Source organism: Variovorax sp. GW821-FHT10B04, from assembly GCF_059415645.1.
Map to the genome: position 1 here is coordinate 144,331 of NZ_JBWKNQ010000012.1, position 14,142 is coordinate 158,472.

At 66.8% G+C, this 14,142-nt stretch carries 10 protein-coding genes; 4 read left to right on the forward strand and 6 right to left on the reverse strand.

What is annotated here, in order from left to right:
- Positions 1–225: 225 nt before the first annotated feature.
- The 6 genes from AC07PZ_RS25345 to AC07PZ_RS25370 all read right to left on the reverse strand — a co-directional run bounded on the left by AC07PZ_RS25345 (position 226) and on the right by AC07PZ_RS25370 (position 9,049).
- Positions 226–1,779: a sensor histidine kinase gene (locus tag AC07PZ_RS25345; protein ID WP_495297920.1), complete on the reverse strand. Its 1,554-nt coding sequence runs from the start codon at positions 1,777–1,779 to the stop codon at positions 226–228.
- Entirely contained in the window at positions 1,760–2,446 is a 687-nt protein-coding gene (locus AC07PZ_RS25350; RefSeq protein ID WP_495297921.1) for a response regulator, read from the reverse strand. Before AC07PZ_RS25350 ends, AC07PZ_RS25345 begins: the two co-directional genes overlap by 20 nt.
- A 63-nt stretch (positions 2,447–2,509) precedes the next feature.
- Positions 2,510–5,617, reverse strand: coding sequence for an efflux RND transporter permease subunit (locus tag AC07PZ_RS25355; protein ID WP_495297922.1), 3,108 nt, complete (start codon positions 5,615–5,617; stop codon positions 2,510–2,512).
- Positions 5,614–6,756 carry an efflux RND transporter periplasmic adaptor subunit gene (locus AC07PZ_RS25360; RefSeq protein ID WP_495297923.1) on the reverse strand — a complete coding sequence of 381 codons (1,143 nt, stop codon included), beginning with the start codon at positions 6,754–6,756 and terminating at the stop codon, positions 5,614–5,616. Before AC07PZ_RS25360 ends, AC07PZ_RS25355 begins: the two co-directional genes overlap by 4 nt.
- Positions 6,753–8,252 (reverse strand): efflux transporter outer membrane subunit, encoded by a 1,500-nt coding sequence (locus AC07PZ_RS25365; protein ID WP_495297993.1) that lies wholly within the window; start codon positions 8,250–8,252, stop codon positions 6,753–6,755. Before AC07PZ_RS25365 ends, AC07PZ_RS25360 begins: the two co-directional genes overlap by 4 nt.
- A gap of 41 nt (positions 8,253–8,293) precedes the next feature.
- Positions 8,294–9,049 (reverse strand): CerR family C-terminal domain-containing protein, encoded by a 756-nt coding sequence (locus AC07PZ_RS25370; RefSeq protein ID WP_495297924.1) that lies wholly within the window; start codon positions 9,047–9,049, stop codon positions 8,294–8,296.
- A gap of 15 nt (positions 9,050–9,064) precedes the next feature.
- Here AC07PZ_RS25370 and AC07PZ_RS25375 point away from each other — a divergent pair, with 15 nt between their 5' ends.
- The 4 genes from AC07PZ_RS25375 to AC07PZ_RS25390 all read left to right on the forward strand — a co-directional run bounded on the left by AC07PZ_RS25375 (position 9,065) and on the right by AC07PZ_RS25390 (position 14,138).
- Positions 9,065–10,273: a L,D-transpeptidase Cds6 family protein gene (locus tag AC07PZ_RS25375; protein WP_495297925.1), complete on the forward strand. Its 1,209-nt coding sequence runs from the start codon at positions 9,065–9,067 to the stop codon at positions 10,271–10,273.
- A gap of 73 nt (positions 10,274–10,346) precedes the next feature.
- Positions 10,347–10,907 (forward strand): hypothetical protein, encoded by a 561-nt coding sequence (locus AC07PZ_RS25380; RefSeq protein ID WP_495297926.1) that lies wholly within the window; start codon positions 10,347–10,349, stop codon positions 10,905–10,907.
- Positions 10,908–11,022: 115 nt separating this feature from the next.
- Positions 11,023–12,597: a sigma-54 interaction domain-containing protein gene (locus AC07PZ_RS25385; protein ID WP_495297927.1), complete on the forward strand. Its 1,575-nt coding sequence runs from the start codon at positions 11,023–11,025 to the stop codon at positions 12,595–12,597.
- 101 nt (positions 12,598–12,698) lie between these two features.
- The gene (locus AC07PZ_RS25390; protein ID WP_495297928.1) at positions 12,699–14,138 is read left to right on the forward strand and encodes a hypothetical protein; all 1,440 of its coding nucleotides are present in this window, start codon (positions 12,699–12,701) and stop codon (positions 14,136–14,138) included.
- Positions 14,139–14,142: the final 4 nt, after the last annotated feature.

Here is a 14,142-nt window from a genome sequence, read left to right on the forward strand (position 1 = left end):
GCCGGGCCTCGTTGCGCCGGCGTGGGCGCAGGATTTCGGAGGTCCGGTTGGCGGCGAATCGTAGGGAGCGACGCTTCCAATCTGCTTTCATTTGGAAGGTGCTAACTCAAAATACGTGTTATCACTAACAGTAGTCACCATGAGTGAAAGCACCTCGTGCCGAGGCGGGATGTGCCGAAAAAACGAAGCTGGTGCGGCGCCCGGCGCCCTCGTTCCGTGGCGCGCTCAGCCTTGGTGCATGTCGGCCAGCGGCAGCTGGAGGACCGCGCGCAGGCCGGTGCCGGGCGCACCGGCGTCGTCGTCTGCATCGGCCAGCACGATGTCGCCGCCGTTGCGTTGCGCATAGGCGCGTGCGATGGCCAGTCCGAGTCCCGCCCCGCGCGATGTCCTGCCGGTGCGGCCATCGGCCTGGCTGAAGCGTTCGAACACCTCGGCGCGCCGGGCGCCCGCGATGCCCGGGCCGTCGTCACGCACTTCCGCGAGTGCCAGCCCATTGACGATGCGGGCCGCCACCGTGATGTTCCCGCCGACGGGCGTGTAGACGATGGCGTTGTGCACGAGATTGGACAGTGCCTCGTGCAACTCCGGTGCATTCGCGCGAACCGGGACGGCCATGCCGTCGCTGCCCCCGCTGCCGCCGCCCGTGCGCGCGTCGACCCAACCCAGGTCCTGGTCCTTCTCGTGCGCCAGCGTCAGGTATTGCAGGACCACGTCCTTGGCGATCGCGTTGAGATCGGCGTACGCCGATGCGCTGTCGGGCGACGCCGAGCTGTCGCTCGCGTGCGCGAGCGACAGCAACTGCTCGCAGAGCCGCCTGCTGCGCGCGATCTGCGAGACCATGGCGCGCAACGTGTCGTGCCACTGCCGGGGATCCTTCTCGCGCAGTGCAACGCCGGCCTGGGTCGACATGATGGCGAGCGGCGTGCGCAACTGGTGCGATGCGTCGGCAAGAAACTGCGATTGCTGGTCGAGCAGCTTCCGGTAGCTGGCCACGTGCTGGTTGACCGCGTCCACCAGCGGCGCGACCTCGTAGGGCACGCCGCTGCCGTCGAGCAATTCCGGCACCTGGCCCTTTCGCCGCATCACGGAGCGGCGCAGCCGTTCGAGCGGGCGCAGCGACCAGGTCACGCCGAGCCAGACCAGCGCCACCACGACCAGCACCATCCGCGCATCGCGGAACAGTTGCTGGCGGCGCGACACCGCTTCGGCCAGGTCGCGCGGCGCGGTGCTTTCGGCTGCCTGCACCAGCAGGTCGAAAGGCCGCCCCGCGCCGTCCACCAGGCGGCTGCGCAGCGCGACGACGCGGACCGCCTCGCCGTGGTAGTCGCCGTCGTACCAGACCGTCGAGGCATCGCCGGCGGCATGGGCGGAATGGGCGGCGTTCGGCAGCGAAGACCGATCGGGCGGCGCGGGCAGCCCGGCGTCGCCCAGCAGGACGCGCTCCGCCGGGGAGCCGGCCGCGTCGACCGGCTTCAGGCCGACGTACAGGTGCTTGCCCTGCGGGCTCGACGCGTCGAACATGCGCTGCACCAGCGACGCCGTCGCGTCGAGCTGCAGCGTTTTGTCGGCGGCGACCGTGACGCTGCTGCGCAGCGCCTGGACCGACTCGAGCATCACGCGGTCATAGGAGTCCTGCACCAGCCTCTGCAAGGCCCGGTAGTCGTCCCAGCTGTCGAGGGCCAGCAGGCCGAGGATGCAGGGCAGCAGCAGCGTCAGCAGCCGCGCCCGGATACCGAAGCGCCGGGCTTCCGGTCGTGCCTCAGTCCTCGGGCTGCTCATGCCCCACGCTTTCCAGCATGTAGCCGAGGCCGCGCACGGTGACGATGCGCACGTCGCCACCGGCCAGCTTGCGGCGCAGCCGGTGCAGCACCAGCTCGATGGCGTCGGGGCCGGCGTTGCTGTCGGCGGGGAAGACCTTGCTGGAGAGCTGCGACTTCTCCACCGGCGAACCGCTGCGTGCCAGCAGCACCGACAGCGCCGCACTCTCGCGCGGCGTGAGCTGCAGCAGCACGCCGTCCAGTGTGAAGGCGCGGCTGCCGTGCGCGCGCGACAGCGTGCCGCATTGCAGCGCCGCATGCGCGCTGCCGCGCGCGCGGCGCACCAGCGCGTCGAGGCGTGCCTCGAGTTCTTCGATCGCGAAGGGTTTGGTCAGGAAGTCGTCGGCACCCACGTTCAGGCCCTTGACGCGGTCCTGCAGCGAACCCTGCGCAGTCAATACCAGCACGGGCGTGCGGTTGCCGCCTTCGCGCAGGTCGGCCAGCAGGGCCAGGCCATGCCGGTCGGGCAGGCGCAGGTCGAGCACCATCGCGTCGTAGTCGCCGGCGGCCAGCAGCGACTCGGCCGTTGCGGCATCCGGCGCGTGGTCGGGCACGAAGCCACTTTGCTTGAAGGCCCGCATGAGCCAGGACGCCATTTCGGCTTCATCTTCGACGAGGAGCAAACGCATGGTCGCGGATTCTCGCCTTATATGACGTACCTGACGTGCATCACGTACGTGTTCTCGCGGCGCTCACGGCGCGGGCTGTTTCAGGTCGTCGTCGACATGCGGGTCGGCCGGCTTCCCGCGCAGCCGGCGCACCGTCCGCTTGAGCCAGTGCTCGACGTCGTCGATATAGGTGAAGACGGCCGGCACGACCAGCAGGCTGAGCACCGTGGACGTGATCAGTCCGCCGATCACCGCGACCGCCATCGGCGAGCGGAAGCTCGAATCCGCGGCGCCGAAGCCGACCGCGATCGGCAGCATGCCGGCGCCCATGGCGATGGTCGTCATGATGATGGGCCGCGCCCGCTTGTGGCAGGCATCGCGCAGCGCGTCCCAGCGGCTCATGCCGTGCTCGCGGCGCGCGACGATCGCGTACTCGACCAGCAGGATCGAGTTCTTCGTGGCCACGCCCATCAGCATGATCAGCCCGATCAGCGACGGCATCGACAGCGCCTTCTGGCCGATCAGCAAGCCGACGAAGGCGCCGCCCAGCGCCAGCGGCAGCGCGCACAGGATGGTCACCGGATGCAGGAAGTCCTTGAACAGCAGCACCAGCACGATGTAGATGCACAGCACGCCGGTGAGCATTGCCAGGCCGAAGCTGTTGAACAGCTCGGTCATCACCTCGGCGTCGCCCACTTCGGCCACGCGCACGCCGGGCGGCAGGTTGCGGATCGACGGCAGCGCCATCGCGGCGGTCTTGGCATCGCCCAGGCCGACGCCCGACAGCTCGATCTCGAAGTTCACGTTGCGCGAGCGGTCGTAGCGGTCGATCACGGCCGGGCCGCCTTCCACCGTGAGCGTGGCGACCTGGCCGAGCATCACCGCGCCGCGCGCGCCGGGCACCGACAGGCGTTCGAGCAGCGCCAGGTCCTGCCGTGCCGAGTCTTCCAGCTTGACCACGATCGGCACCTGGCGTTGCGCCAGGTTGAGCTTGGGCAGCGACTGGTCGTAGTCGCCCAGGGTGGCGACGCGCAGCGTCTCGGCGATGGCCGAGCTCGTCACGCCCAGGTCGGCGGCGCGTGCGAAGTCCGGGCGCACCGCGATCTCGGGCCGGATCAGGCTGGCGGTCGACGTGATGTTGCCCAGCCCGGGAATGGTCCGCAGGTCGCGTTCGACCGCGCGGGCGGCCGTGCTCAGCGCGGCCGGGTCTTCGCCGCTCAGCGCCAGGATGTACTTCTCGCCGGAACCGCCGAGGCCGACCGTGCTGCGCACGCCGGGCAGCGATTCGAGCGCGGCGCGGATCTGGTTCTCGATGACCTGCTTGCGCGGCCGGTCGCCGCGCGGATCGAGCTTGATCGTCAGCGTCGCCTTGCGCGTCTCGGGCGTGCCGAAGCTCGCGAACGGGTCGCCGCCCGCGCTGCCGCCGGCGACCGTGGTGTAGACGCTGCGCACGTGGTCGATCTTCATGAGCCGCCTGCGCGTCTCTTCCGCGGTGGCCGTGGTCTGGGCCAGCGTCGCTCCCGGCGCGAGCGACAGGTAGACCTGCGTCTGCGAGTTGTCGTCCGGCGGGATGAAGCCGGTCTTGAGCAGCGGGATCATCGCGAGCGAGCCGATGAAGAACACCGTGGCCAGCGCCATCGTCGCGAGCCGGTTGCGCATGCACCACTCGACGCAGCGCATGTAGATGCGCAGCCAGCCGGCTTCCTTCTCGGCGTCGACGATCGGCTTCAGGATGTAGGCCGCCATCATCGGCGTGAGCATCCGCGCGACCACCAACGACGCGAACACCGCGAGCGAAGCGGTCCAGCCGAACTGCTTGAAGAACTTGCCGGCCACGCCGCTCATGAAGGCGGTCGGCAGGAACACGGCGATCAGCGTGAAGGTGGTCGCGATCACGGCCAGCCCGATCTCGTCGGCGGCTTCCATGGCGGCGTCGAACGGCGACTTGCCCATGCGCAGGTGCCGCACGATGTTCTCGACCTCCACGATCGCGTCGTCCACCAGGATGCCGACCACCAGCGACAGCGCGAGCAGCGAGATCACGTTGATCGAAAAGCCCAGCAGGTGCATGCCGATGAAGGCCGGAATCACCGACATCGGCAGCGCCACGGCCGACACGAAGGTCGCGCGCCAGTCCCGCAGGAACAGCCACACCACGATCACCGCGAGGATCGCGCCTTCGTACAACAGGTGCAGCGACCCGTCGTATTCCTCCTGCACAGGCTGCACGAAATTGAAGGCCTCGTTCAATTCGATGTCGGGATGCTGCGCGCGCAGGTCGACCAGAGCCTTCTGGATCGCCGCGCCGACCGCGACTTCGCTCTCGCCGCGGCTGCGCGCCACCTCGAAGCCAACCACCGGCTTGCCGTCGAGCAGCGCCGCGGCACGCGGCTCGGCGATGGTGTCGCTGATGCGCGCGACCTGGTCGAGGCGGATGCGCCGGCCGTCGGACAGCGGGATCTGCATGTCGCGCAGTTCGTCGGCCGATTGCACGGTGGCGAGCGTGCGCACGGGCTGCTCGCTGCCGCCCAGGTCGGTGCGGCCGCCGGCGCTTTCGGTCTGCACCTGGCGCAACTGGCGCGAGATGTCGGACGCCGTCGCGCCCAGCGCCTGCAACTTGGCCGGGTCGAGATCGACGTGCACCTGCCGCGTGACACCGCCCACGCGGTTGACCGCGCCGACGCCGGGCAGCGCGAGCAGCTTCTTGGTCACGTCGTTGTCGACGAACCACGAGAGCGCCTCGGGGTCGAGCTTGCTCGACGCGATGGTGAAGGCCAGCACTGGCTGCGCCGCGAAGTCGAGCTTGGTGACGATCGGGTCGCGCACGTCGGCCGGCAGGTCGGCGCGCACGCGCTGCACCGCGGAGCGCACGTCGTCGACCGCTTCCTGTACCGGCTTCTCGAGCCGGAATTCGACGATCAGCGTGGCCGCGCCGTCCTGCACCTTGGTCGTGATGTGCTTCAGGCCCTGGATGGTGGCGATCGAGTTCTCGAGCTTGCGCGCCACGTCGGTCTCGAGCTGCGACGGCGCTGCGCCGGGCAGCGATGCCGACACCGTGACCGTGGGCAGATCGATGTCGGGAAAGTTCTGCACCTTCATCGCGTTGAAGGACAGCAGCCCGCCGAAGGTGAGCAGCACGAACAGCATCACCGCCGGAATCGGGTTCCGGATGGACCAGGCGGAGACGTTCATGGCTTGCCTTCGCCGGGGCTCACCCGCACCAGGTCGCCGTCGTTCAGGAAGCCCGCCCCCTGCACCACGACCTTGGCGTCGGCCGGCAGCTTCGTGAGCACCTCGACGCGATCGGCGACGCGGCGGCCGGTCTCGATCTTGAGCTGGCTCACGCGGTTGTCGGGCTGCAGCAGCAACAGGTAGTTGAAGCCGTCGCGCGGCACGACCGAGGCCTGCGACACCGTCGGCGCGTTGGACCGGCCCAACTGGAAGTCCCCGCGCGCGAACATGCCGGCCTTGATGGCACCGTTCTGCTGCACGTTGGGAATGTCGACATACACCAGCGCCGCCCGCGTCTGCGGATCGACCGTGGGCGCAACGCTGCGGACCTTGCCCTGCACCTGCGCGCCGCTGGCACCCACCACCACGACCGGCGTGCCGACCGCAATGCGGCCCAGCTCGGACGAGGTGACCTCCGCACGCCATTCGAGCCGGCCCTGGCGGATCAGCCTGAACAGCTCCGTGCCGGATGCCACCACGCTGCCGACCGTGGCGGTGCGCGCGGAGATCACGCCATCGTCGGGTGCCAGCACCTGCGTGTTGCGTCCGCGCACCTGCTGCGCGGCGAGGGCGGCTTCGGCCGCTTCGACCTTGGCCTTGGCGGTCTGTTCGGTGGTCTGGTACTGGTTGATCTGCTGCTGGCTCAGCGCGCCGGTCTGCTCCAGGGTGCGCGCACGCGCCGCATTGCCGGCGGCGTCCGCGGCGTTGGCCTTGGCCTCGGCCAGCGACGCGCGTGCCTGCGCCACGTCGGCATTGACGGTTTCCGGCGAGAAGGTCGCGAGCACCTGGCCCTTGCGGACCTGGTCGCCGACGTTCACGCGCACCTCGGCGAGCCGCAGTCCGGCTGACTCGGAGCCGACGCTGGCCTCCTGCCAGGCGGCGATGTTGCCGTTGGCGGCGAGCGTCAGGTTGAGTTCGGTGGACTCGGGCGGCGCGACCGTGACGGTCAGCGAAGGGCGCGCTGCCGCCGCGGCGGCGCCGGCGGGCTTGCCGGCATCGCCATCGGCGGACCTGCCGCGCACCAGCCAGACGGCGACACCGGCCACGACCAGCGCGGCGACGAGCGTGAGGACGAGGGTGGAACGTTTCATGGATTTCATGGTTTCGCGGAAGTGGTCTGTGCCGTCGTGGCTGCGGTGACTGACGCGGATGTCGCATCGGAGGTAGCGCCCGGCGCGGGGCGTGTCCATCCACCGCCGGTCGAGCGGTAGAGCGAAACCCACGCGTCGGCGCGTTCGCGCTGCAGCGCGACGCTCGAGGTCTGCGCCGCGAACAACGTGCGGCGCGCGTCTTCCAGTTCGAACAGGCTCGCGAGCCCGCTCTGGTAGCGCGCCTGCGTGGCGTCGAACGATGCCTGGTAGTTCTTCACGGCCGTGTCGGCGTCGCCCGTGCGCGCGTCGGTGGCCTGCAGGTTGACCAGCGCCTGTTCGACCTCGCTCACGGCCTGGCGCACGTCGTTGCGGTACAGCGCGACCGCTTCGGCGTAGCGTGCCTTGGCGGCATCGGTGTTGGCCGCACGTGCGCCGCCGTCGAGCAGCGGCACCGTCAGCGTCAGCGGGCCGACCGACCAGCTGTCCATGGTCTGCTGGAAGCCCGAGGTGCGGTACTGCAACCGGCCGATCGAGCCCGAGAGCGTCAGCCGTGGATAGCGCTCGGCCTCGGCCGAGCCAACGTCGGCGCTGGCCGCGGCCACCGCGAGTTCGCTGGCATACACGTCTGGGCGCTGCATCAGCAAGGCGGCCGGCACGCTCGCGACGGCATGCATCGCCGGCAGCGCGCGCTGGCCCGGCGCCGCCGCGAGCTTCTGCGCCAGTTCGCGCTCGTCCATGCCGGTCAGCGCGACCAGCGTCTTGCGCTGCACGTCGCACTGGGCGCGTTGCTGCGTGAGCTTGCCCGACGAATCGGCCGCACCGGCACGCGCCAGCGCCGCGTCGGCCGGTGCGGTGAAGCCGGCTCGGGCGGACAGGTCGGTCAGCCGTGCGGTTTCGCCGCGCGATCGCGCATCCGATTCCGCGACGGCGAGCTGCTGGGCGCAGGCGCGTTCGGCGAAATAGGCGTTGGCCGTTTCGGCGGCGACGGAGACGCGTGCGTCGTGCCATTTCGCGTCGGCGTTCGCCAGCCGGGTCTCGGCCGCATCGCGGTCGGCGCCGAGTCGGCCGAACAGGTCGGCTTCCCACTTCGACTGCACGTTGGCTTGCAGCGTGGTGATCGGCACGGTGGAAAGACCGCCGGTGCTGCCGACGCTCGAGCCCGAATTGCTGCGGGTTCCGGACAGCGAACCGTCCAGGCTGGGCAGCAGCGCGGCGCCGGCGGCAACGCGCGTGGCACGTGCCTCGGCGATGCGGGCTGCCGCGCTGGCCAGCGTAGGGCTGACGTCCTGCGCCGCACCGATCAGCTCGACCAGCAGCGGGTCGTCTAGCTGGCGCCACCAGTCGGTCAGCGTGGGCAGGTTGCCGACGCCCGCCGGGCCGACCCAGCCGGCCGGCAGCGGCGTGTTCCATTGCGCGGGCGCCAGGGTGCTCACCTGCGCGGGAGGGCGTGCCAGGCTGCAGGCGCTCAATACCAGGGCGGCGGCGAGGCTGGCCACCGACAACATCGGCGCGCGTGGCAGGAAGCGGGGACGGTATCGCGAAGGTCTCATGGGCCTTGTCTCTTGCTGCGGCGGGTTGGCGCCCGCTGGGTGGTGGAGATGGAAAGGGGCGGCGACGAGGGTGGCGCTTCGCTTCGCCGATCGACCTCGGCGGCAACCATCGCCAGAGCGTACCGGACCATCCGGTCCGCCCATGTGTCGATGGGTGTGGGCGCGCCGAGCAGGGCAGGATTCAACATGTCGATCACGTCCTGCATGACGAAGAGTTGCAGGGTCAACCCGGTCACCGAGATGGCGAGTCGATGAATGTCGTCATCGGGCCGTTCCAGTCCGATGTGGCGACACAGCACGCGCATCAGCGCCTCGTGCGGGCCTTTGATGTCGCGGTCTATCTCGATGAGGAACTGGCTCGTCGGCTCGACCAGTTCGCGCATGTGCAGCCGCATGCACTGTCGCACCGTTTCGCCGTGCTTGAGTGGTTCCAGGTACCCCGCCATGAAGATGCGAAGCGCGGCGTCGAGCGGCAAACCCTCGACGTCGAACTGTGCGATCAGGTCCCCGGCATTGCCGCCCATCGGCTCGGTGAAGCATGCGGTGTAGAGACCCGCCTTGTCGCCGAAGTAGTAGCTGATGGCAGCGATGTTGGCGCCTGCAGCCTGTGCGATCTCGCGGGTCGATGTCTTGGCGAATCCTCGGTCGGCAAAAAGCCCGAGCGCCGCGCGGAGGAGTCGACTGCGCGCCTCGACGCCGTCGCTGCGCGGGGTGCGGGCGGGCGGCGCGGTGGAAGGCGGGGAGGCTGGCATAGCGGAAATTAAAGCATGAAGATCAATCGTTTGATTGATTTAACCCTTCTGAGCTGTTGCCATGGCGACCAAGCGTTTTTCGCACCCCGATTGGTGCTTCGCCGGGATGTGCGGGTCTTCGGGCGGGCTCGGCTTCGTCGGGGCCGGGACGTTCAAGCTGTGTTCTTTGATGAGCGGGGCTCCATGTTGAAGACTGAACGCACGGCCGGGTTTCTGTTGACTTGTCTGCTGGTCCTCGCAACGGGCTTGACCGCGTTTTCCTGCCAGGCGGAGAACTATCCGGACATCCTGCAGCTCATGGACTCCAGGCAGTATGGCGTCGCATTGAGAAAGATCGATGAGTACCTGCTTGCTCGTGCGAACGACTCGGATCTTCTTTTCTACAAGGGGGTCGTCGAGAGCGATCTGGGAAAGTCTGACGAGGCCATTGCGACATTTTCGAAATTGACACGGGATTTCCCATCCCTGTCGCAGCCGTTCAGCAATCTCGCCGTTCTGCTCATGAAGCAGAAGCAATACGGCAAGGCCAGGGAAGCATTGGAGTCTGCGCTTCAACTGGACGAGAACGACGCCGTCGTACTTCAGAGTCTGGGCGATGTGCATGCGCGCCTTGCCAATTCCTTCTATGAGAAATCAATGGCCAAGGGGGGCGCGGACATCGCACCTCTGATCATGGCAAAAAAGAAAATACTCAAGGAAGTGTTTGCTGTGAACGACATCGTGCCGACCGGTGGAGCGACTGCGCGCACGATGACGGCCAAAAGGCCCACGGAATTGGCATCCGTAGCGTCTGCCGAGGCGAGCGCTTCCCCGAGGCAGAAAACGCAAGAGGCGGGTGCGCAGTCTTCTTTCAACCCGTCGGCAAGTCTTCAGGGAACGGATCCGATACAGGAAGAGATCAGGAAATCGGTCCAGGACTGGGCACGTGACTGGGCACGTCTCGATGTCGAAAAATACCTGTCGCACTATGGTGATGACTTCTTGCCATCCGGCAATCAGTCCCGTAGGGCGTGGGCGGAAGCGCGTCGCGCCCGCATCGCCGGGCAGTCGGCAATCGACGTGCAGCTGAAAGACATGCGTATCGCGACGGCAGGTGACGAGGCCATTGTCGATTTCTTGCAGCAGTATCAGGCTGGAAAAACAAAAATGGACAGCCGGAAGCAACTGCGCATGAAGAAGCAAAACGCGCGATGGATGATCGTCAAGGAGATCTCCAGCAATTAATACAACACAGAAGTGTTGCTCAAGTTTTTACCGTTCGATTTGCATGTGCGGACCTGATTCGCAGGGAGAAATTATGACCATGGTCAATGGCTTAGAGAAAAAATTGCCGGCCGGCTCTGTCCAGAATGAAAGTGGATTTGCGCAAGCGGAACACTGTGCCTACCATTTCGCGAGGAGCCTTGGAGGTGCGGCCCTGGAAGGTCTGTCGGGATTGCCTCGCGTCGTCGCAGGCAACCTGTTTTCTGCCGCGGCGGATGGTGTGAACAAGCTCGCAGTTGCAGCCGTCCAGCCTCAGAACGAACGAAAGCTTAAAAAAGTAGTGGCTGCCGTAGCGACGATTCTGGAATCGACGGCGGTGGGCTATGTCTTGGGGCAGCTTTGTGTCAATTCCCTCAGCAGCGCCTTCGATTTCTTGTTGAACCTGCCCCCTCAGCCAGCTGATCCGCGAGGGGACAACATACTCGCATTGGTCGGTGCTGCCGGTTTTGCCGCGATCGGTGCTTTTCTCGTCTCCGAAGGCTTGACCTTCGATGAAGTCCTGTGGTGGCTTTTGGACAATCGCGGTAATTGGAACTTGAATCGAACCCAACAGCGAATGCTTGAAGCGGTGCTTGCCACCTCTGGTCAAGACTGATCGACTCGGTTTTCCCATGGCCGGACGATTGCGCTGCCGGCCATCCTGCAATGCGCAGCGCGGAGGTCGACGCTACTGAAATTCACGGTTCGGCCTGCACGCTACGATCCGGCCCATGTCCGCCGCTCCCGTTGTGCCGTCTTCGGCCCCCGTCAAACCTGCAGCTCCCGGGCTGCCGCTCGATGCCGAGGGCATCCTCGCGCTCGCCGCGCGCTCGATGTTCCATTTGTTCTCCAGCATCAGCCAGGGCATGTTCCTGGTCGACCGCAGCGGGCGCATCGTCTGGGTCAACGAAGGCTATAAACGCTTCCTGCCAGCACTGGGTTTCTCGTCCATCGATCAGTTCCTCGGCAGGCCGGTCGAGGAGGTGATCCACAACACGCAGATGCGGCAGGTCCTCGACACCGGCAAGCCGATCCTGATCGACCTGCTGACCAACAAGGCCGGTACCTTCGTCGTGAGTCGCATACCGCTTCACGAGGAGCGCGAAGGCGATGCGGGCAGCGTGCCCGGCGAGGTGATCGGCGCGATCGGCATCGTGTTGTTCGATCACCCCGAAACCACGCTGCAGCCATTGATCAGCAAGTTCGCGATGCTGCAACGTGACCTGGACGATGCGCGGCGTGAGCTTGCGACACAACGTGCCAATCCGCTGCTGCGGCAAACGCCGGACGGCCAGCGCCGCGCCAAATACACCTTTGCCAGCTTCATCGGCAGCAGTCCGGCTGCGGTCGACGTCAAGCGCCACGCGCGTCGAGCCGCGCAGTCGTCGAGCCCCGTGCTGCTGCTCGGCGAGACCGGCACCGGCAAGGAGTTGCTGGCGCACGCGATTCATACGGCGTCCGCGCGTGCGCAGGGCCCATTCGTCAGCCTCAACATCGCGGCCGTGCCCGACACATTGCTGGAGGCCGAATTCTTCGGCTTCGCGCCTGGTGCCTTCACCGGCGCCGACCGTAAGGGGCGCGATGGCAAGTTCAAGCTGGCCGACGGCGGCACGCTGTTTCTCGACGAGATCGGCGACATGCCGATGGGCCTACAGGCGAAACTGCTTCGCGCGCTGCAGGAAGGTGAGATCGAACCGTTGGGCTCCAACAAGCTGGTGCCCTTCGATGCCCGTGTGATCGCGGCGACTTCGCGCGATCTTCCGGCACTCGTGCGCGACGGGCGCTTCCGCGAAGACCTTTACTACCGGTTGAATGTGCTGCCGTTGCGCGTGCCGCCGCTGCGCGAAAGGCGCAGCGACATTCCCGCGTTGGTCGAGGCCCTGGGCGAAGACATGGCGCAACGCAGCGGCGAGGCGCCGCCCGAACTCATGCCCGACGCGCTCGCGTTGCTGGCGGCGCAGCATTGGCGCGGCAACACGCGCGAGTTGCGCAACGTGCTGGAGCAGGTCGCGATGCGCAGCGACGCCACGCGCATCGATGCCGAGGAAATCAAGCGCGTGCTCGCCGAAACCGGACTGGAACAGATTGCCGCGCCGGAGCCGGAACTCTTCTCCGACATGTCCAATGAAGCTGCGGGCCTGTTGCGTCCGCTGTCGGAGCAGATCGCCGAGCTGGAGCGTCGTGCCATTGCTGCCGCGATGGCCTCGACCGGCGGCAACAAGCTGGCGACGTCCCGTCTGCTGGGCATTTCGCGCGCGACGCTGTACGACCGGATGCAGGCACCGCCCACAGCGGGCTTCGGGTAGGCCCACGCTGTTTCGTCTGTTGCGCCTGCGGGTGAGGGCGGCTGTCCCACGATGGCAAGACTGTCCTTTTGGCCTTTCCGGCCAGACCTCTGCAAGTTGCGATGCCCGACGATCAGATCAAAACGATCTCCACCCGCCCCAGGCCACTGGCCGACGTGGGCCTGGGCGCGAACCTGCCGGTTCTTCCCCCGGGGCAGATCGGCACGACCACTGCATTGCCGGTGTCGAGGGTGGCCGCGACGACCTGGCAAGGGTTCGTGCCCGGCGAGCCGCACGGGTCGTACTCGCACGACATCTTCAGCGCCGAACCAGGTGGCGCATATCCAAGCGAACCCACGACCACGGATGCGGCTGGCAGCTCCGCGATCGCTCATGCGCGCGGCAAGCAAGGCGTGGATACCGATGCGCTGCATTTTCAGTTGGCGATCTACCAGAGTGTTGCATCCCACCCGCAGTGCGCCGTGCTGGCCGATCTCTTCGAAGAAGCCGGCAACAGCGGAACGCTCGATCTCAATGGCATCAGCCCGACCGCAGTCGACCAGATGCCTGAAGAAGTCTGGAAGCTGCTTCGCGGCGTTGTGGGCGAGCTGCTCGTGCCGCCAGATACATCTCACGAGACCGAGCAGCGCTGGAAGACCGCCTTGGCGCTGCAGAGGCCGGCCATCGAAAGCGCACGTGCGCAGAAGCGCGCCCTTGGCGAAGAGGTGGAGTCCCTGACGGACGTTCCACGGAGCCGCAAGCGAAGAGCTGTTGGCAGCCTGGGATCGAGCGGTGAGCGGCACGCCGAGCGGATCGAGGCGTCGGTGGGGTCGAGCTCTGCACAGCCATCGGCGGCGTCGCTTCAGCAACCTGTGACGCCCGCTGCCTACGCAGCGCGCAGTCTCAAGGTGCTCGAATTGCTATCCGCCAATCCCAAGATGTCGACACAAGACTTGGTGGCTGCGCTGAATACCAGCGCCGGCGCCTGGTCAACCGTGAATGCGCAGGCGATAGACCCGATACGGCGTTACTTCATGGCGATGAAAGACGTTTCGCAAGGTACGACGCCGCATAACGTGGCGTCGCATGTCTATGCGGTGGCCAAGGACAACCCCGAGCTGACGACCGATGAGGTTCGTCAACGGATCGCCCTTCGCATCGCGCCCGAACAAATCAGCAGGCGGAGTGTTGCTGATGTGTTGCCGTTGATGTGGATCGCAATCAACAACGGTCATCTGCCTGGGACGCGTGTCAGGCCGAGTACCGTTGCTGCAGCGAAGGAGAGCGCGGAGCGTGACCTCAAGATCCTGCGGATATGTGCGAAGTCGCCTTCGATATCGGCGTCAGACGCCGCGATCAGACTCAAGGAGAGCACGCCGAAACAATGGAACTCGCTCAAGACCATCCTGATGTTCGTGCGCATCATCGAGGCGGCACATCGGCAAGCGCCCGATCAGTCGCTTGCTCCTCTGGAACGCATCTACGTGCGTCTGCGCGACGACGAAAGGTGGCGCGCCGACGATCCCGCCAGCGTCCAGGCGCTCGAAGGCATCTGGAGGTAGAGCG